This window comes from Tritonibacter mobilis F1926 (assembly GCF_000376545.2).
In the GTDB taxonomy this organism is placed as follows: domain Bacteria; phylum Pseudomonadota; class Alphaproteobacteria; order Rhodobacterales; family Rhodobacteraceae; genus Epibacterium; species Epibacterium mobile.
Genome location: NZ_CP015231.1, coordinates 319,303 through 339,048, shown reverse-complemented (window position 1 = coordinate 339,048; position 19,746 = coordinate 319,303). Strand labels below are relative to the sequence as shown.

Annotated in this window: 14 protein-coding genes; 5 read left to right on the top strand and 9 right to left on the bottom strand. The window is 59.8% G+C overall.

The features are described 5' to 3' along the window. Positions 1-37 precede the first annotated feature (37 nt). Genes K529_RS17065 through K529_RS17045 form a run of 5 tightly spaced genes read right to left on the bottom strand, consistent with a single transcriptional unit; the run spans position 38 to position 7,253 of the window. Positions 38-1,390, bottom strand: coding sequence for a CoA transferase (locus K529_RS17065; protein ID WP_046002713.1), 1,353 nt, complete (start codon positions 1,388-1,390; stop codon positions 38-40). Continuing rightward, on the bottom strand, positions 1,387-2,544 hold the full coding sequence (locus K529_RS17060; protein WP_005640567.1) for an ABC transporter permease: 1,158 nt from the start codon (positions 2,542-2,544) through the stop codon (positions 1,387-1,389). The genes K529_RS17065 and K529_RS17060 overlap by 4 nt, the downstream gene beginning before the upstream one ends. Beyond that, positions 2,541-3,569, bottom strand: coding sequence for an ABC transporter permease (locus tag K529_RS17055; RefSeq protein ID WP_005640569.1), 1,029 nt, complete (start codon positions 3,567-3,569; stop codon positions 2,541-2,543). The genes K529_RS17060 and K529_RS17055 overlap by 4 nt, the downstream gene beginning before the upstream one ends. Further along, positions 3,569-5,488, bottom strand: coding sequence for an ABC transporter substrate-binding protein (locus K529_RS17050; RefSeq protein ID WP_005640572.1), 1,920 nt, complete (start codon positions 5,486-5,488; stop codon positions 3,569-3,571). Before K529_RS17050 ends, K529_RS17055 begins: the two co-directional genes overlap by 1 nt. After that, positions 5,481-7,253, bottom strand: a complete 1,773-nt coding sequence (locus K529_RS17045) for an ABC transporter ATP-binding protein (protein ID WP_005640575.1) — start codon at positions 7,251-7,253, stop codon at positions 5,481-5,483. Before K529_RS17045 ends, K529_RS17050 begins: the two co-directional genes overlap by 8 nt. Before the next feature lie 376 nt (positions 7,254-7,629). Here K529_RS17045 and K529_RS17040 point away from each other — a divergent pair, with 376 nt between their 5' ends. Continuing rightward, positions 7,630-8,304: a TetR/AcrR family transcriptional regulator gene (locus K529_RS17040; protein ID WP_005640578.1), complete on the top strand. Its 675-nt coding sequence runs from the start codon at positions 7,630-7,632 to the stop codon at positions 8,302-8,304. Positions 8,305-8,413: 109 nt separating this feature from the next. Here K529_RS17040 and K529_RS17035 read toward each other — a convergent pair whose 3' ends face one another. Beyond that, positions 8,414-11,833 (bottom strand): indolepyruvate ferredoxin oxidoreductase family protein, encoded by a 3,420-nt coding sequence (locus tag K529_RS17035; protein ID WP_046002714.1) that lies wholly within the window; start codon positions 11,831-11,833, stop codon positions 8,414-8,416. Between the two features lie 153 nt (positions 11,834-11,986). Here K529_RS17035 and K529_RS17030 point away from each other — a divergent pair, with 153 nt between their 5' ends. Both K529_RS17030 and K529_RS17025 read left to right on the top strand, forming a co-directional pair. Then, positions 11,987-12,445, top strand: coding sequence for an Lrp/AsnC family transcriptional regulator (locus K529_RS17030; protein WP_005614188.1), 459 nt, complete (start codon positions 11,987-11,989; stop codon positions 12,443-12,445). A gap of 102 nt (positions 12,446-12,547) precedes the next feature. Then, the gene (locus K529_RS17025) at positions 12,548-13,138 is read left to right on the top strand and encodes a type 1 glutamine amidotransferase family protein (RefSeq protein WP_005614186.1); all 591 of its coding nucleotides are present in this window, start codon (positions 12,548-12,550) and stop codon (positions 13,136-13,138) included. Positions 13,139-13,239: 101 nt separating this feature from the next. Here K529_RS17025 and K529_RS17020 read toward each other — a convergent pair whose 3' ends face one another. Continuing rightward, the gene (locus K529_RS17020; RefSeq protein WP_005614184.1) at positions 13,240-13,629 is read right to left on the bottom strand and encodes a DUF3307 domain-containing protein; all 390 of its coding nucleotides are present in this window, start codon (positions 13,627-13,629) and stop codon (positions 13,240-13,242) included. Positions 13,630-13,822: 193 nt separating this feature from the next. Here K529_RS17020 and K529_RS17015 point away from each other — a divergent pair, with 193 nt between their 5' ends. Both K529_RS17015 and K529_RS17010 read left to right on the top strand, forming a co-directional pair. Beyond that, positions 13,823-16,918: an ABC transporter transmembrane domain-containing protein gene (locus K529_RS17015; protein WP_005614183.1), complete on the top strand. Its 3,096-nt coding sequence runs from the start codon at positions 13,823-13,825 to the stop codon at positions 16,916-16,918. A gap of 72 nt (positions 16,919-16,990) precedes the next feature. Beyond that, the gene (locus tag K529_RS17010) at positions 16,991-17,839 is read left to right on the top strand and encodes a fumarylacetoacetate hydrolase family protein (protein WP_005614182.1); all 849 of its coding nucleotides are present in this window, start codon (positions 16,991-16,993) and stop codon (positions 17,837-17,839) included. 37 nt (positions 17,840-17,876) lie between these two features. Here K529_RS17010 and K529_RS17005 read toward each other — a convergent pair whose 3' ends face one another. Beyond that, positions 17,877-18,194, bottom strand: coding sequence for an ArsR/SmtB family transcription factor (locus K529_RS17005; RefSeq protein WP_005614180.1), 318 nt, complete (start codon positions 18,192-18,194; stop codon positions 17,877-17,879). Positions 18,195-18,398: 204 nt separating this feature from the next. Beyond that, the gene (locus tag K529_RS17000) at positions 18,399-19,631 is read right to left on the bottom strand and encodes a mandelate racemase/muconate lactonizing enzyme family protein (RefSeq protein ID WP_005614179.1); all 1,233 of its coding nucleotides are present in this window, start codon (positions 19,629-19,631) and stop codon (positions 18,399-18,401) included. Positions 19,632-19,746: the final 115 nt, after the last annotated feature.

Here is a 19,746-nt window from a genome sequence, read left to right as displayed (position 1 = left end):
TACGACTATTCTGAGACAGAGGGCGTGGGAAATGAGGTCAGAAATGCGCCTCAGGCCACTGCGCCGGATGACGACCGCTTGGATTGGATGGCAGGCTCCAGCACATCTGACAGCCATGAAGCGAGAGCGGCGGCCGTAGTCTCAATGCGGGTCCCCAACCGCTGTCCTCGTGGCTGGCGTAGTCTTCGCCTGTGGCCCCTGTAATCTCAGGCCCAGGAAGTGTTTTTGGCAAGCCGGTCAATTCCTCCGCCATCCGTGCAAGCGACAGGCGCGCAACACCGACACTTTCGCCTCGCGCTGCCGTGGCCAGTCCGGAGAGAACTGCGGCCGCCATCATGTAACCGGTGGCGTGATCCAAGGCCTGAACCGGCAAGGGGGTTGGCTTTTCAGCCTGTGCCCATCGCCACCCGGCCTCGGCAATCCCGGAACTCATCTGTACAAGGCTGTCAAACCCGCGCCGATCGGCCCAAGGACCGGTCCAGCCATAGGCGTTGAGTGTGACCTCAACGCGGTTGGGGGCGATGGCATCGCGCGTGGCCAGATCCAGCCCCAGCGCGTCCAATGCCCCCGGACGATATCCATGGACTAATACATCCGCCTCCGACATCAGATCTCTGAGGCGGTCACGGCCTGATGTTGTTCGCAGGTTCAGCGAGGCCATCCGTTTGCCCAGCGAGATATCCTGCAACACGCCCGGCTCGTCCCACTCCGGCGGGTCGACCCTGAGCACATCGGCGCCGAACCCGGCCAGCGTGCGGGTGCTGACCGGACCGGCCAACACGCGCGTCAGATCGAGCACCCGCATCCCCTGAAGGGGGCGGGACAGACATGCCTTCGGGCGATCCCGCAGCACAACCCGGCGAGGTTTGATCCAGTCGATCAGTGGTTCTTGCGCCACTGCCGCTCCTTGCAGATGGTCGAGCCAATCTGAGCGGCCGCGCATGGCGGCTGCAACGCCACCCGCGCCGACCACCGCAGATTCCAAAGCGTCGCCCTGCCAGTTCAGCACCGCTGCCGCCACGGCGTCACGCGCCTCAGCGCAGCCCAGCACAGAGAGCGCTGCAGCGCGGTGATGTGGCAGATTGGTGTGCAGCCGTATCCAGCCATCCGCGCAAGGGTAGTCGCCTGCAATCGGGTCCCACAGCGATGGCATCTCCCACCCTTCGGGACGGAAAGAATAGCCAAACCATAAGGACGCCAGACGCTGATCCACGGTGACCTCGGGCGCATGCGGGGCCAACCCGAGTGCCTTTATGAGATCCGCCATCGCCAGACCCACAGCAGCAACCGAGGCATTGGCGAGCTCCGACACCGCATAAAGGCTGGGGCGATGGCCTTCGCTGGTCACGCGATAGATGCCAGTCGCGGGCAGGGTGGTTACGAGGCTCATTGCTGATAGGGATCCAGACTGTCGCGCAGCCCATCGCCGAGGAAATTGAACGCAAGCACCACGACGATGATGGGCAGCATCGGGATCGCAGTCCAAGGGTAGATCTCGATATTGGCGAGGTTTTGGGCATCATTGAGCATCACGCCCCAACTGACCGCAGGTGCGCGCAGACCAAGGCCGAGGAACGAGAGCGCGGTTTCGCCCAAGATCATCGCCGGGATCGACAATGTGGCCGAGGCGATGAGGTGGCTCATGAAGTTGGGCAACAGGTGTTTTCTGATGACGCGGCCAGAGGAGGCTCCCATCATTTCAGCCGCGCGGACGTATTCCTCCTCGCGCAAGCTGAGGAATTTGGCCCTGACAGAACGCGCAAGCCCCGGCCAATCAAGAATGCCGAGGATGATTGAGATGATGAAAAACACCGCCACCGGCGACCAGGTCGAAGGCACCGCCGCCGAGAGCGCCAGCCACAAGGGCAGCTCTGGCAGGCTGCGCAGGATCTCAATGGCGCGGTTGATGACCCAGTCAATCTTACCGCCGAAATAGCCCGCGACAGAGCCAAAAAAGATCCCCAGCACAAAAGATACCGTGATCCCGATCAGGCCCACAGTCAGCGACAGCTGCGCGCCAAACAGGATACGGCTGAAAATATCGCGCCCCAAACGATCCGACCCCCAGAGGAACAGCGTCGCGCCCTCGGGGGCGCAGAACAGGCGGGTGTCGGCTTCGATCACCCCCGCCAGCCGATAGGGTTCTCCCTCGCAGAAAAACCGGATCTTTTGCGGGTTGTCGTAGTCGGGCTTTACCACCCACTGAAAGGTCTCAAGATCGGCTTCAGACGTCAGCGGATAGATGAAAGGGCCGATAAATTCGCCCTCATGGAACAGATTTACCGATTGCGGTGGCGAGTAAAGATGTTCGGCGTCGCGTTCATTCGGCCCATAGGGGGCGATGAAGCCGACAAAGGGCAGCATCACATAGCAAAACAGCAGGAAGATGCCGGAGATCAGGCCCAGACGATGGGTCTTGAACTTGCGCCAGATCAACACCCAGTTGGGCGCGTCCAGATCCTTGCGCTCCAATTCGCGGATCGAGGTCTGCGGATCATAGGGCGCATCATCGACATACCGCCCATCGGGGGACTTCTGGCTCATGTCTCACGCCCCTCATAGCGGATGCGCGGATCAAGCAGAACCAGCAGCACGTCGGAAATCATGGTGCCGATGAGGGTCAAGAGCGCCACGAACATCAAAACGAACCCCGACAGGAACATGTCCTGCGATTTAAGCGCCTGCAGCAAGACCGGGCCGATGGTTTGCAGCCCCAGCACCACGGAGACCAGCACCGAGCCTGAGACCATGGCGGGGAGCAGGTTGCCAATGTCGGCCACAAAGGGATTAAACGCCACTCGCAGCGGATATTTCGCAAGCATCTTTGAGGGACGCATGCCCTTGGCCACGGCGGTTTCCACATAGGGCTTGCCTAGCTCATCCAGCATGTTTGCCCGCAACCGCTGCATCATCGCAGAAGCCCCGGAGGTGCCGATCACAAAGGTCGGCACGATCAGGTGGATCAGGATGGATTTGACCTTCTCCCAAGTCATTGGCTCGCCTTCAAATTCGGGTGCCATCAGGCCCCCGATGGGCAGGTTCAGGTATTGGTGCCCGTAATAAAACAGGATCAGCGCGAGCAGGAAATTCGGTGTGGCAAGGCCCAGATAGCCAATAAAAGCAGCGGTGTAGTCGATCATGGTGCGCGACTTGGCGGCGGCCAGAACGCCCAAGGGCAGCGCGACCATATAAACAAACAGAACGGCTGCGAGGTTCACCAGTACCGTGAGCCAGAGGCTTTCCCCAACGATTTCCGACACCGGGCGATCAAATTCAAACGACCAGCCGAAATTGCCCTGCAGCATGCCGGAAAACCCGTGTGGCCCGGGCCAAAACCCCATCCAGATCAGATATTGCTCTGTCAGCGATCGGTCGAGTGCATATTCCTTGCGCAGGAATTCGGCCTTGGCGACGCCTGCTTCCTGACCGGTGGCGCGCAGCTCTGCGATCTGATTGGAGAGAAAATCCCCCGGTGGCAGGTTGATGATCCAGAAGATCAACACCGACACCAGAAGCAGTGTCAGCAGCATGGTGCCAAAGCGATAGACCGCGTAGCGCAGAATTTCCATCAGCCTTCGCCGTCCTCAAAGTAGAATTCATCCATGCGGTGCACGCCGAAATGTGCGCCGGGCTCCCAGGCCCAGATGGCTGTTTTGGGTACGTTGCGCAGACGGTTGGAGACCACCACCGGCTGCGGTGCCCCGGCCACCAGACCGATGGCAAAAACGTTGTCGGCGTGGATTTGAAGCATCTCGTGCCATGCTTCGGCGCGTTTGTTGGCGTCGGGGGCGTTATTCCAATTGTCCAACAACTCCATCAGGCGTTGTGCTGCTGGTATATCTGGTGCTTCGCCCACCGCGCCGCTGGTCTGATAAAACTGCCCCCATTTGGGCCACGACAGAAAGACTTGATCTGTTGGCGCAAGATAGGCGGGAGAGGTGTAGCTTTGCGGCAGGCCATTGTCCCAGCCGTACCAGACCGATGCCATGGTGGTGCCAGAGAACACGCGATTGCGCAGAATGTCCCGGTCAAGCGGGCGCATCACCAGTTTTACTCCCACATCGCGCCAGTCGTCGGTGATGATTTGCAACGCGTTTTCAATCTCTTGCCGCTCTCCTGCGGTTTCGACCACCAGCTCCATGGGGCGGCCATCGGGCAGGCGGCGGATGCCGTAGCCATCGCGTTCAGTAAAACCTGCCTCATCCAAGAGCGTATTGGCCAGATCGGGATCATACTGCGCCCAGGCATCACGCAAGGCTTGATCAAAGAAGGGGCTTTGCTCCAGAACGGTCATCGCGCCGGGTTTGGCGAGCTTAAAATAAAGCGATTTGTTGATCGCAGCGCGGTTGATCGCAACCGACAGGGCGCGGCGCACACGCACGTCACGCAGGGTTTCGCGCCAGACATCATCAGCGGAATTGAGATTGGGGTAAATCGCGATCTGCGATGCGGTGCCCGACGACCAAAGCTCCGTGCGGTAATTGCCGTTTGCCTCGCCCTTGCGCAGGATTGGGATGTCGCGGAAATCAAGCCCACGCGCTTGTAGATCGGCTTCACCCGCGTTCGATTTCGCCGCGACCAGCCCGCCCGAGACGATCTCCATTTCGACCGTGTCGATGTAAGGGAGCTGCACGCCGTTCTCATCTATGCGGTGATAATACGGATTGCGCACGAACTGATGGCGGATCTTCTTGCCTGCGGTGGCATTGATCCATGGTTGCAACGTCGGCAAGTCGGGGTTGTCGAATTTATCCATGTTATCGCGCTTATTATGCAGCGCGGCCCAGCTTTTGACGCGGGCATAGTCGATTTCATCCTGCAAGGAGTCCGGGTCGGCAAAATCCTTGTGGAATTGTTTGAGATAGGCAGACGGGCGGTAGATGAAGGGCGGCACCGCCTGCGCCAGCACCTGAAGAAAGCTCGGATTGGGCTTGCTCCACTCAAACACCACTGTGGTTGCGTCTGGGAATGTGACCGCTGGCAGCTCCCCCTCGACGCGGACAAAATCCGGTGGGCCGGTGGGATTTAGCTCTTCGTTATTGGCGATGTGTTTCCACCAATATTCAAAATCGGCAGAGGTGAACGGGTCGCCAGAGGACCATTTGTGCCCTTCGCGCAGGTTCAGCGTGAGCTTGCGATCGCCCTCGTTTTCAAAGCTCTCAAGGATGTCGGGCACCAGATCATATGTCTCGTTATAGCCCACAAGCCGGGCATAGCCGTAGACCACCATCTGGCGGATGTCCTTGGAGCGCGTGACCATCGTGTTGAGCGTGCCGCCCTGCAGGCCGGGAGTACGTCCCTTGGCGGCGACATTCACCACCAACGGCTCTGCGGGGATGCGATCTGCGGCGGGGGGCAGATCGCCAGCGCTGACCTCTTGGCTCCAAAAGGCGCTTTCCTGCACCGACGGCTGTGCGAGGGCCGCAAGCGGCAGTAAAGCCAAGGCCAGCGCGGAGGTGATAGAAAGCAGAAGGCGGGGGTTAGACATGACAGCGTACCTTATGTCCGGGGTCCAGTGGCACCAATGGCGGGGCGTCCTGTCCCGCAAAGCGGAAGGCCTCCGGCCAGCTTTCGGGCGCGCCTGCGCCCTGTGCCACAAGTTTGAGATTGATAGGCCGATCCACATCCGGGACCGGTTGAGCGGCGATCAACGCCTTGGTGTAGGGGTGTTTGGGATCATGAAACAGCACTTCGGGCGGGCCTTGTTCGACAATCAGGCCCCGTCGCATCACCGCGACCTCATCCGCGATACGCGCCACCACCGCAAGGTCGTGGCTGATAAAGAGATATGAGAGCTGGCGGGCGTCGCGGATCTCTTCGAGGAGGGTCAGAATTTGCTCCTGCACCGAAACATCCAGCGCCGAGGTCGGCTCGTCACAGACCAAAAGCGCCGGATCGAGCATCAGCGCGCGGGCAATCGACAGGCGCTGACGCTGGCCGCCTGAAAACGCGTGTGGATAGCGGCTGAGCATATCCACCGGAAGACCCACCAGACGCAGCATCTCGGCGGCACGGGATTTGTGCTCGGCCCGGTTGCCGATGCGGTGAATTTCGAGCGGTTCGGCCAGAGTATCCAAGATGCGCTGGCGTGGACTGAGCGAAGAGTAGGGGTCTTGGAACACCATCTGCGCCTGACGCTGGAACGCGCGCCGTGCGTCGCGGTCCATGGCGTGCACCTGAAGTGGCGCGGCACCCGTGGTCGGGCGAAATAGCACCTCGCCACCGGCATCCACGGTTTCCGCCCCCAAAGCGATGCGGGCTGCGGTGGTCTTGCCAGAGCCGCTTTCGCCAACGATGGCCAGCGTTTTGCCACGCGGCAGGCTGAGATCGACGTCCTCGCAGGCCCGGACCAACGCGGGTTTGGACCAGTTTTTGCCAGAGCGCATGGTGAAGGTTTTGGAGACGTTACGCAGCTCCAGGATCAAGTCCTCCTGCGCGTCGCGCAGTGGGCAGATCGCCTCCGGGATCTTGGGGGCGGCGTTGAACAGATCTTTGGTGTAGGGGTGCGCGGGTGCGCGCAGGATCGGCTCTGCAGGGCCTGCCTCCATGACCCGGCCCTTGTGCATCACCACCACCTGCTCGGCCATATTGGCCACCACGCCGAGGTCATGGGTGACAAGGATCATCGCCATGCCGGTTTCCTGCTGTAGGTCCTTCATCAACCCAAGAACCTGCGCCTGTGTGGTCACATCCAGCGCGGTTGTGGGTTCATCGGCGATCAGCAGATCGGGTTTGGCCACCATGGCCATGGCAATCATCGCGCGCTGACGCATCCCGCCCGAGAGTTCAAACGGATAAGACCGCCATGTCCGTTCCGGGTCGGCAAAGCCCACACGTTCGAAACACTCCAGCACCTCGCGTTTGGCGTCTGCTTCTGAGGTATTTCTATGCAGGTGGATGACCTCGACCACCTGATTGCCAATGCGATGCAGCGGCGAAAGCGAGCGCATCGGTTCCTGAAAAATCATGGCGATGCGGTTGCCGCGCACGTCGCGGCGCATCTGACGCTCGCTGATCCGGGCAAGGTCGATGTCGCCTTCCTGCCCACTCAGGATCATGCGTCCCGAGTGCAACCGCGCGGCCCGCGGCAGAATGCGCAGCACAGCGCGGCAGCTGATGGTCTTGCCAGAGCCGCTTTCGCCGACAAGTGCCAGCGTTTCGCCGGGGTTCACGGCAAAATTCACGTTCTGCACTACGGGTGCATCGCGTCCGAACCCAATGCTGAGATCTTCGACTGACAGGAGGGGGCGCATGTCAGACGCCCCAGCCGCGTAGCCGCCGCGCAGGTTTGGAAATGAGAGTTCTCCCTGATTTTTGGCCCTTACCTTCGCGCGTGCAGGCCCTTGTAGTCAAATGCCATTTACCCCGAGTGCCGTGGAGTTTCGGGATTTGTGCCCCTTTGGACAGCGTCCAGTCGTTGTAGCCCGGCTCTTGGGGCGCTCTTAGGGGGGTGATGCAACACCAACGCGACAATCGCGGATGCGGTTCCAGCTTGGGGGCAGAAATCTGATGCCACGCGGCCGAGCCGCACTCAAACGTGGTGATCCGGTGCGCCATGCCCGGGGTGGCTTGCACTGATATGCAGGGCGGGGCACTGTGACGGAGCCTAAATCCTGAACTGAGATCTTGATGCCCCCCAAACCCCTGCTCCATCGCGATGACCCCGAAGCCGCGCCTTTGATCGGCAATATCAAAGTCACCCGTGAGGATTGGCTTAATATCGGGCTGGATGTCTTGATCCGCGACGGGGAAGAACGGGTGAAGGTGCTGGCCTTGGCGGAGGCGATGGGGGTCTCGCGTTCGTCGTTTTATTGGTATTTCAAGTCCCGTCAGGACCTGCTGGACGCCCTGCTGACCCGCTGGGAAGAGACCAATACCGCGGGCCTGATCCGTCAGGCAGAGGCGCCGGCAGAGCGGGTGACTGGCGCGGTTTTGAATGTGTTTCGCTGCATCGCAAACCCGGATCTGTTCAACACCGCGCTTGATTTTGCAGTGCGGGATTGGGCGCGCCGGTCTGATGCGGTGCTGGCACGTATGCGGGCGGGAGATCTGGCCCGTGTGACGGCGTTGACGTCAATGTTTGGGCGTTACGGCTGCGGGGAGCGCGAGGCTCTGACGCGGGCAAAAGTGCTTTATTATATGCAGCTTGGCTATGATATGGCGGAACCGGAAGAGAGCCATGACTACCGGCTGGCGATGACACCGGAGTATCTGAAGGTCTTTACCGGTCAGGCACCAACAGAGGCCGAGCTGCAGGAGTTTGCGGAGTATAGCCGCGCCTTCTGGCGCGACCTGTCGCAGTAGTGATGTCAGCCAGACGGGCGCGCTGACGCGCGACAGGCTTGAGCCCTGCCCCCATGGGGGAGCAGGGCCGATGCCTCCGGCGGAGGTACTTGTCAAAAGATGAAGGAGGTCAGTGCTTGCGAAGCATTTCGACCTTGGCTTTGGTCTTTATGGCGGCCTCTTCGCGCACCGGGCCATAGCCACGGATCTCCATCGGAGCTTTCAGGATCTGTTCGAGCGTTTCGGTCGAAACCAGCGTGGGATAGGCGATGATGTCATCGATCATGTTCTGGAACCACTCCCTGAGTTCGCGGTGCATGCGGGCCTCGGCGTGGTAGGCGAAGGGGTTGAGTGGGGACTGACGGAAGGTCTTGCCTTTGGCCAGCAAGGACAGCACCGGTGTCATCCAAGCCCCAAGTGCGCGTTTGACTGGGCGGCCCCGGGCATCGGTTTTGAAGTTCAAGAGCGGCGGGGCCATGTGGTATTTGAGGGCGAAGTCGCCGTCGAATTCGCGGTCGAGTTCGGCCTTGAAACTGTCCGCGCTCATCAGGCGGGCCACTTCGAATTCGTCCTTATAGGCCATGAGTTTAAAGAGGCTGCGGGCTGCGGTGTCCGTGAGCGCGTCGGCTTGGTCTGCGGGCAATGCTGTGTGCAGGCGCTGCAGACGATCCGTGTAGGACTTGGCGTAGGCCGCGTTTTGGTAGGAGGTCAGGAACGCGGCGCGGCGGTCGATGAGCTGCTCCAACGTTTCTTCCTCTGGCGTGTCCTCGCTGTAGTGGGATTTCAGGCGGTCCGGTGCGGCGGCCATGGCGCGGCCAATGGCGAAGGCGAGCTGGTTTTTCTCGATCGCGACGCCGTTCAGCACAATGGCCTGTTGCAATGCGGTGAGGCTGACGGGCACCAGACCTTGCTGCCATGAGAACCCCAGCATGATGACATTGGCCAGGACCGCATCGCCCAGAAGTGTTTCGGCAATTGCGTTTGCATTGAGGGCCGTGATGTTCTCGGTGCCGACCACCGAGGCAACCGCGCGGGCGCGGGCGGGGATGTCGAGTGTGGCGTCGCGGCGCAGAACGATGTCGCCGGTGGGCATTTCGGCAAGGTTCAGCGCCACCCGGCTGCCCTCACGGTAATGCGCAGAAGCCTTGGGCGCGGAAGAGACCACTGCGTCACAGGCGATCACCGCGTCCGCCGCGCTCAGATCGGTGCGCACCTGATGGACTTCATCCGGGGATTTGGCGAGACGGATGTAGCTGAGGACGGTGCCGAATTTCTGCGCAAAGCCTGTGAAATCAAGCACCGATGCGCCTTTGCCCTCCAGATGGGCGGCCATGGTGATGAGCGCGCCCACCGTGACCACACCGGTGCCGCCAACGCCCGTGACCAAGAGGTCAAAGGGTTTCCCCAGCGCAGGCAGGTCGGGTGCGGGCAGATCGGCGGTGAGCTGCTGGGCGTCCAGATCGCGCAGTTCCTTCTTGCGCCGCGTCGCGCCCTCAACCGTCACGAAGCTGGGGCAGAAGCCATTGAGGCAGGAGAAATCCTTGTTGCAGCTGGAGAGGTTGATCTTGCGCTTGCGCCCAAACGGGGTCTCCTTAGGTTCGACGCTCAGGCAGTTGCTCTCGACAGAGCAATCGCCGCAGCCTTCGCAGACCAGATCGTTGATATAGGCAAAGCGCTTGGGGTCTTCCATCTTGCCGCGTTTGCGGCGGCGACGTTTCTCGGTGGCGCAGGTTTGCTCGTAGATCAGGAGGGTGACGCCCTTGATCTCGCGCAGTTCGCGCTGGACCAGATCAAGGTCGGCGCGATCATGAAAAGACGTGCCCGCCGGGAAGTCGCTGCGGGTGAATTTCCCGATATCATCCGAGATCAGCGCGATGCGCTCTACGCCTTCGGCACGCCCGGACTGCGCGATGCCTGCGACCGAGACCGGGCCGTCCACCGGCTGCCCGCCGGTCATGGCCACCGCATCGTTATAGAGCACCTTGAAGGTGATATTGGCCCCCGCTGCCACCGCCTGACGGATGGCGAGCGAGCCGGAATGATACCATGTGCCTTCGCCAAGGTTCTGGAACACATGTTTGCCGCCGTTGTACTTGGACGCGACCAGATGCGGCACGCCTTCGCCGCCCATCTGCGCATAGCCCGCGGTGTCGCGCCCCATCCATGAGGCCATGACGTGACAGCCGATCCCGGAGTTGGCGGTGGAGCCTTCGGGTACTTTGGTGGAGGTGTTATGCGGGCAGCCGGAACAGAAATAGGGCGTGCGGGTTGCGCCAGGGATGTTCAAAAGGTTGGGCGGCTGCTCAGTCAGGGCGCGCGCCTTGTCGCGCAGGTTCAGTTCCGGGAAGAAACGGTCAAGACGTTCGGCCACCACCGGCACCAGCATCAAGGGGCTCAACTCGCCCACCCATGGGATCAGCGGTTCGCCTGCGGCGTGGTATTTGCCGACCATTTTCTTGGGCTTGTCGCCGGGCCAGTCGTAGAAATACTCCTTGAACTGGCTCTCGATGATGCCGCGTTTTTCCTCGATGACCAGCACTTCTTCCTTGCCGTTCACAAAACGCAGCGCCTCAGCGCGGGCCAGCGGCCAGACCATGCCGACTTTGTAGATATCGATGCCCAAGCGGCGGCAGGCGTCCTCGTCCAGATCCAGCAGCCGCAGCGCCTCCATCAGGTCGAGATGCCCCTTGCCGGTGGTGACGATGCCAAAGCGGGCCTCGGGCAGATCGTAGATGCGGCGGTCGATCGGGTTGGCTTCGGCAAAGGCGCGCACCGCTTGGAGTTTGGCGCGAATGCGGGTTTCGATCTCGGGGCTGGGCAGGTCGGAGGCGCGGATATGCAGCCCGCCGGGGTAGTCGGGCAGATCGGGCAGGGTGAAGGTTCGGTCTTTGGGCAGCTCGACCGAGCGGCCACTTTCCACGGTTTCCGAGACCGCCTTGAACCCCACCCATGTGCCGGAATAGCGCGACAGCGCGATGCCGTATTCGCCAAAGGACAGGTATTCACCCACATCGGCGGGGTTCAGCACCGGCATGAACCACGACATGAAGGCCACATCCGACTGATGCGGCATGGAGGAGGAGACACAGCCGTGGTCATCGCCCGCCACCACCAGAACGCCGCCTTTAGGCGAAGAGCCATAAGCATTGCCGTGTTTCAGCGCATCGCCGGAGCGGTCCACGCCGGGGCCCTTGCCGTACCACATGGAAAACACGCCCTCGACCGCGCAGTCGGGATCAAGAATGGCCTGTTGCGCGCCCAGAACGGCCGTTGCGCCGAGGTCCTCGTTGACAGCGGGCATGAAGGTGATGCCAGCCTCGCTCATCCGGTCGCGGGCGCGCCAGAATTCCAGATCGACACCGCCAAGGGGGGAGCCGCGATAGCCGGAGACAAAGCCCGCCGTATTCAGCCCCGCGGCGCGGTCGCGGCGGGATTGGTCCAACATGATCCGGGCGAGGGCTTGTGTTCCGGTCAGAAACACGCGGCCTTCGGTGCGGGCGTAGCGGTCCTCCAGCTGGTAAGTCTGAAACGCATGGGACAGCTCGGTCATGGGGGCTCCTTGGTGGCTATCGTTCAAAGGGATGGCTGGTCGTGCAATCATACTCCTGAAGTGGCGAAAAAACTTGCCAGATTTCACGGGATTTTGCACAAGAGGGGATAAATTATTCGCCAATCGTTGATTTGCCGAGAGGGTGTTGTGGCATTGAAGCTGGATGAACGTGATCGCCGTATCCTTACCTTGCTGCAAGAAGATTGCCGCATGTCCAATGCGGATCTGGCAGAGGCCGTCGGTATGTCGCCCTCGGCGTTCTGGCGGCGCGTGCGCGTATTAGAAGACGCAGGTATCATTGCGCGTTACGGTGCTGTGGTGGTGCCCAAGGCGATGGGCCTGAGTTTCGAGGCCTTGGTCCAAGTGAATTTGACCCGCCATGCCCCAGAACATCTGACGGAATTTATCCGTGCGGTGGAAAGCAATCCACATGTGGTGGAATGCTATGCGACCACAGGTCAGGCGGATTATCACCTGCGGGTTTTGGCCCCGGATCTGGAGGCCTATAATCAGTTTCTGGAGCGATTTTTGTTTCGGCTGGCGGGTGTTGCAAGCGCACAAACGCATGTCATTTTGAAAACCATTAAACGAGACACACCGGTGGTGCCTTAACGCGACGCAGTCTCACACTCGCGCGCTAGATTTCTGCTTGCTCGACCAAAATGTTCACTATATGTTCTGATTCAAGTGGTGAGTGAGAGAGGGCGCATTTGGATGAGTAAAGTGGCTGTGCTGCTGACGCAGGGGTTTGCGGATTGGGAATACGGGGTTCTGTGTGGTCTCGGACAGGTCTATTTTGGGCTGGACATACGCTATGTGACGCCCACGCCGGGGGATGTGGCCTCGATGGGAGGGCTTGTGGCGCGCGTGCCCGATGGTTTCGAGTTGCTCGATATCTGGGAACCCGATGCGTTGGTGGTCGTGGGAGGCACCCTCTGGGAGCAGCCCGAAGCGCCTGATATCTCTGGCGTATTGGAGGGGATGCATGCGCGTGGTGCCGTGGTTGCGGGCATCTGCGGCGGCACATTGGCGCTGGCGCGGGCAGGGCTGCTGAACAGTGTACGCCATACGTCAAACGATGTCGGGTTTCTTGGCACACATGCGGTGGGCTACGCCGGGGCTGCGCAATATGTGGATCAGCCCACAGCCCTGTCTGACGGGGGGGTGATCACAGCACCGGGGACGGCACCGGTGAGTTTTGCTGCCAAGATCATGGCGGCACTCAACGCGCCCCTGGAGACTGTGCACCAGCTGAAGTCAATGCTGGGCGCGGAGCACAAATCGGGGCAAAAGGCCGCGTCTTGATGCAATCGCCGCGCGTAAGCGCGGCGCCGGGCCCAACGGGGGAGGGAGCATCTATATGCTTCCGAGACGGGCGGGAGCCTCCCCGTCCACCGTGCGTTACATCAGAAGCTTACCGCAGCCCAGGCGGCGGTCATCCCCACATAAGTCAGATGGTGCAACAGCTGGTCTGTGCCCATAGCGCGCCAAAACGCCCCTTGGGTCGGATCGAGTTTGTGGCATTCAGTGTGATGCGCCTTCCAGAAGTCGATATTGAAATGAATGAACCATTCCACCGCGCAAATCACCGCAATAAACCAAGGCGGGCTGCCGACGATGAACAATACCACCACCGAGGCCAGGGCATGGACGCCCGCATGTTGCGCCCGGCCCGGATGAAAATACTGGCACCGTCCTGACAACATTTTTTTGGTCTGCAGGTAGAAGTCGGCAAACATATGTTTGACTTCAAACAGGCAGATCAACAGCAGGACTATACCGATATGTTCTGGCAAGGCAGGCTTCCTCTGGCAGTGGCATCAAACGGCGGAGCATATATCCGACGGACCTTACGGTGTTTTCTCCGTATCGCAAATATCGCATCCAACTGTCTGTGACATAGCTCACAGACGTGTATCAGCCATCCCTCTAGACATGTGACCGGTGCGTGCCTGCGTCATTGCCTGCAAGGGACAAACCGCGCTAACCATGTCAAAACACGTAAATTCCACAGGTCTGGTGACGCAGACCTTCGCCCTGACGCAAGATCCGCGGAGCCGCCCCATAGAACGCTCGCTATTCCACTTCATCTGGAAATATTCCAAGCGCGACCAGCTGATTCTGCTGGTTGTTACCGCCTGTCTGTTTCCGCTGCTCTACCTGACGTTGGAGCTGCCCAAACGCATTATCAACGACGCCATCGGCGCGCAAAGCTCGACCATCGAGGTCTGGGGGCAGCAGTTTGATCAACTGACCTATCTCTGGATTCTATGTGGCGCGTTCCTGTTGGCAGTGCTTGCGCATGGGCTGACAAAGATGCGTATCAACACCATGAAAGGTGTGCTGGCAGAGCGAATGCTGCGTCGGTTCCGCTACAGTTTGATTGCGCGGGTTTTGCGATTCCCTCAGCCGTATTTCGAGCGCACCAGTCAGGGGGAACTGGTCTCGATGATCACCTCTGAGTCCGAGCCGATGGGCGGCTTGATGGGGGACGCCGTGAGCCAGCCGGTACTGCAGGCCGGGCAGATGCTGACCATCCTCTACTTTCTGTTTGCGCAAAATTTCTGGTTTGGCCTTGCTGCGGTTGCCTTGATCCCACTGCAGGGCTGGCTGATCCCGCTCTTGCAGCGTCGCATCAATGTGCTCAACAAAAAACGCATCCAACAGGTGCGCGCGCTGGCTTCAGAGATTGGCGAAAGCGCGGTCGGTGCCTCTACTTTGCGGGTGAATGGCGGCTGGCGCTACCGGATGGCGCGGGTGACGGAACGTCTGGGACGGCTCTATGAGATCCGTTTTGAGATCTATCAGAAGAAATTCTTCATGAAGTTCCTCAACAACTTCATCACCCAGCTGACACCATTTTTCTTTTATGCAGTTGGCGGTTATCTGGTGCTGCAGGGGAAAGTATCTTTGGGGGCGTTGGTGGCCGCGCTTGCGGCCTATAAGGATCTCGCGTCACCTTGGAAGGAATTGCTGACCTATTACAACCAGACGCAGGATATGTCGCTGCGCTGGGAGGTGATCCTTGAGCGATTTGCGCCGCCGGATATGGTGGACGAACGCCTGATGCAGGGGGAACCAGAAGAGCTTCCGCATCTGGACGGCGACATCGTTCTGGATGGTGTCAGTGTGCGTGATGCCGACGGCAATCTGGTGCTCGAAGAGCTGTCAGCCACCTTCCCGAAAGGCGAGTTGATTGGCATTGCCGCCCCGTCGGAGGAGGACCGCCGCGCACTTGCCGAGGTGCTGACGCGCGAGGTCCTGCCTGCCTCGGGTACGGTGACATTGGCCGGGCATGACATCCGCGAATTGCACCAGATGGTGCTGGCCACACGTATTGGCCATGCCACATCGCGCCCTGCTTTGTTTCAGGGATCGTTTGGTGAAAATGTTCTTATGCCGCTGCGGGTGCGCCCGCTGGAAGATCCAAGCGACCCGCGTGCGCTACGCGATGCAATCCGCGCGGGAAACAGCCCCGACCCCTTTGATGTCAATTGGGTCGATCCCAAGATCGCAGGGTTTGAAAAGACAGAAGAACTGCGCGACTGGTGGTTGCGCATCGTCGAAGGGATTGGCTCAGATACGGCACTGTTGCGTCGTGGTATGGATCAGGTTTTTGACAAACATGATCACCCCAAGCTGGCGGATGCTTTGGTTCAGCTGCGTCCGCGTGTGCAGCAGGCCTTGATGGATGCGGGACTGGATGCATTTGCGCATTTCAACAACCGTGCCCACTATAGCCCGGCGTTGCCGGTGGTGGAAAACCTGCTCTATGCCACGCGCTCGGTGCCGATTACATTTGAATTGCTGCGTGAGCAGACCGAGTTTTTGCAGACGTTGCGACGGATCGGGCTCGACACGGACTTGGTCGGCTTGGCGCAGGACGTGCTGGAGATGCTGCGGCAGATCTTTGGCATGGATGGCACGGTTCATCCGCTGTTCCGCAAACTCGGGCTTGAGGCCAGCGATTATGAGGCGGCGCTGCAACTGCTGCAAAAGGTGAAATCCAGAGGCACAGAAGCGCTGGAACCAGAAGAGCTGGCACAGATGATGATCGTGCCGTTTTCGATCTCGGCCGAAGCATTGGGGCCAGCGTTCAGTTCTGAGATTGAGGACCGCATTCTGACGCTGCGCGAAAGCCACGGTCGCGAGCTTCTTGAAACGCTCGATGACCTATTTGTGCCGCTCCACAAGGGTCATTTCGCTCCCGGCTTTACGGTGTTGGAAAACGCGATATTTGGCAAAATCTCGGACAACGCCGGGGCGCGGGCCGAGGATCTGCGCAAGGCCGTCGCTGAGGTCATTGATGCGGCTGGCGTACGCGAAATGGTGGTGGAACTGATCTTTGATCTGCCTGTTTCTGTTGGCGGGCAGGGGCTTGGGCAGAGCTTTGCGGAACCCTTGGCCTTTTGTCGGGCGTCAATTAAACGGCCGGACATTCTGATCCTTGATGGCGCATTGGCCAGTTTTGACCGCAGTACCCGGCGTGCGATGCAGGACAATCTGCGCGAGTTGTTGCCACAGACCACATTGATCTTCCTTGAACCAGCCTTTCGCGAGCCGGATCGGTTTGACCATTATTTCGAGATGCGTCAGGGCCGTCTCAAGGACGAGCGCGCAGAGGATCGCGGCGCAGGAGATGAGGACAGCGCCTCCGCCGCCGATCTGTCGCGCAAGCTGCGGGCACTTGAGTCGACTGAGCTTTTTTCCGGTCTCAACCGACGTCAGCTGCGTCTTCTTGCGTTCGGGGCGCGCTGGTATGAAGCTGCGCCGGGCACGGCGGTGTTTCATAAGGATGATGCGGCAACGGATGGTGCCTATATGATCATCGAAGGCGAGGCGGGGTTATATCTGCCGGCTGAGAGTGAAGGCGCGGGAGGTCAGTTGATCGCCAAAGTCGGTCCCGGTCGTTTGGTGGGCGAGTTGGGCCTGATCCGCAAAGAGCCCCGCGCCTTGTCGATGATCGCTGAAAGTGATCTGACCTGTTTGCGTATCGGTGAGGAGGAATTCCTTGCTGTGGTCGAGAATGACGCAAATACCGCCTTCAAGTTGCTGCAGGTTGTGGCGGGCTATCTGTCCAGCTAGGGCAGGTGTGTGCTGCGCAACCTGCCGTAGGCAATGGGCAAGGCAACTGCTAATTCAAGGGAGAGAGATCGCATGAAACTGTTTCGATACCGCACGGCTGAGGGTGTGCGTCCGGGTCTGATCGACGCGCAGGGCGTTGCGCGGGATTTGTCTAGCCACGTTTCGGATCTTGGGCCGGAAACGCTGGGCGCATCGGTTCTGGCTGACATCCGGGCACTCGATCAGAGCGCCTTGCCAGAGATTTCCGGAGAGATCGATTATGCGCCTTGTGTAGGACAGGTCGGCAAGTTTCTCTGTATCGGACTCAACTATTCCGATCATGCCGAAGAGGTGGGGGCGACGCCTCCCGGACACCCTATTCTTTTCATGAAAGCAAATTCAGCCATCGTTGGGGCCAATGATGATGTTTGCATTCCTCGCGGATCGAAAGCCACAGATTGGGAAGTCGAACTGGGAGTCGTTATTGGTGCGGCGGCCAAATACGTGACGGTTGAAAGCGCGCTTGAACATGTGGCGGGCTATTGCATTGTCAATGATGTCTCTGAACGTGATTTTCAGATGCAACTTACCGGTCAGTGGACCAAAGGCAAAAGCTGCGACACCTTTGGGCCGATTGGCCCGTGGCTGGTGACCGCAGATGAAGTTGCCGATCCGCAAAACCTCGCACTGTCATGTGACGTGAACGGGACGCGCATGCAGACCGGCAATACTGACAAGATGATTTTCTCTGTTGCCGAGATCATCAGCCATCTGAGCCAGTTGATGACGCTGCATCCGGGCGATGTGATTGCAACCGGGACCCCGCCGGGTGTCGGTATGGGGCAAAAACCAACACCCGTATTCCTGCGCGACGGTGATGTAATGGAGTTGGAAATTCAAGGACTTGGTCAGCAACGCCAAGTTTTGCGTGCTGACGGTTAAGTCCATGTCTCGAAAGAGGCCCCGCCTGTGTGGGGCCTCAGCGACAGTATATGTCGTGCAGGGTTTCCAGAACCCGAGTGGCCGGTCCATCCGCGAGAGAGTAATAGACAGTCTTTCCTTCACGCCGCGCGACCACCAGCCGATCTTCGCGCAGGCGCGACAACAATTGGCTGACCGCCGCTTGGCGTTTGCCCAGAAGGTCCTCTAGCGCGCCGACCGAAAGTTCCTTTTCGCCGGCCAGATAACACAGGATCATCAGCCGCCCTTCATGGGCGAGCGCCTTGAGTAGCGCGGCCGCGTCGGAGGCGTTCTCCACCATGGAGTTTGCGGGCAGGTCCAATGTCTCAGTCATCATACTCGGGTCTTCTTTCGAGGGCCGAAGAGACGGCCTTGGGCAAAAATGAGAATTTTAGCGCAAAAACTGACGCTAATTAGAGTAAAGCCATGGATGACGGTGCCGTCGCAAGAGTTTTGGTAAAGATTTATTCTTTTTAGCGGACCTTTGCTCATTGCGCGGCTCAGTCACCTCGCTGGATATAGGGAGCCGCGCCATCAGGTTTCAACCTTTGATTGGGGGCGCGCCGCCCACAAACGCGTTACCCTCGGCATAATTGCAGGGGGATTCTTGCATGTTGAGGTGCAGATCACTGCCCTCAAACGGATGTGCACGGGCGAGGTCTTCATCGACATCTATGCCTAACCCCGGTGCGTCAGGCGGCGTGACAAAGCCGTTTTCAACACGAATGGAGCTTTTGATCAGGGCGTCGTGAAACGGGGTCTCGATTGTCTCGGCCATCAGGATATTCGGGATCGAGGCGGCGAGATGAATGTTGGCCGCCCATTCCACCGGACCGGCATAGAGATGCGGCGCCATTTGCGCGCTAAAGACTTCGGCTATGGCTGCGGTTTTCTTCATCTCCCAGATCCCACCGGCGCGCCCGAGGGCGGGTTGCAGGATTTCCGCGGCACCCGCCCGCAGGATGGCTGCAAATTCCGCCTTTGTGCAGAGCCGTTCGCCGGTTGCGACGGGGATGCGCACGCCGCGTGCGACGCGCGTCATGTCATCGATGGCATCCGGGGGGGTGGGTTCTTCGAACCAGAGCGGGCTAAATAGCTCCAGCGCTTGTCCGAGGCGGATCGCTCCGGCGGTGTTGAATTGACCGTGGGTGCCAAACAAGAGATCCGCTTTGTCGCCAACCGCGTCCCGGATCGCTTTGCAGAAGGCGACCGACTGGGTGATATCTGACATCGCAGGCATATGTCCGCCCCGGATCGTATAGGGTCCTGCAGGGTCGAATTTCACCGCAGTATAGCCGCGCGCAACCGCATCCAGAGCCGACTCAGCCGCCATTTCCGGTGAGGTCCAGAAGGCGCTGATGTCGTGGTGGGGCAATGGGTATAGATATGTATAGGCCCGAATGCGGTCGTTCATGCGACCGCCAAGCAGGGCGTGAACGGGGCGATTGCGATCTTTTCCCAGAATGTCCCAGCAGGCGATTTCCAGACCCGAGAAGGCACCAATCACGGTGGGGTCGGGGCGTTGGGTGAACCCCGATGAGTAGGCGCGGCGAAACATCAATTCGATGTTTTCGGGATTTTCGCCCTGCATATGGCGCGCAAAGACATCCTCAATGACTGCACGCATGGCGATCGGCCCGACGGTGGACGCGTAGCATTCGCCCCAACCTGTGATCCCTGTGTCTGTGGTGAGTTTTACAAGGATCCAGTAACGGCCACCCCAGCCCGGTGCAGGCGGCGCGGTGATGATGATGTCGAGGTCCTGGAGTTTCATGTCTCTCGGTCCTTTGTTGTTTGGCCAATCGGGTGGAGGTGGGAGCGCGCGCCGGTTGCTATGTCACGTCGCCAGATGTCGGAGGTGCGGTCAGGGAGGCGACAAGACGCCTGCT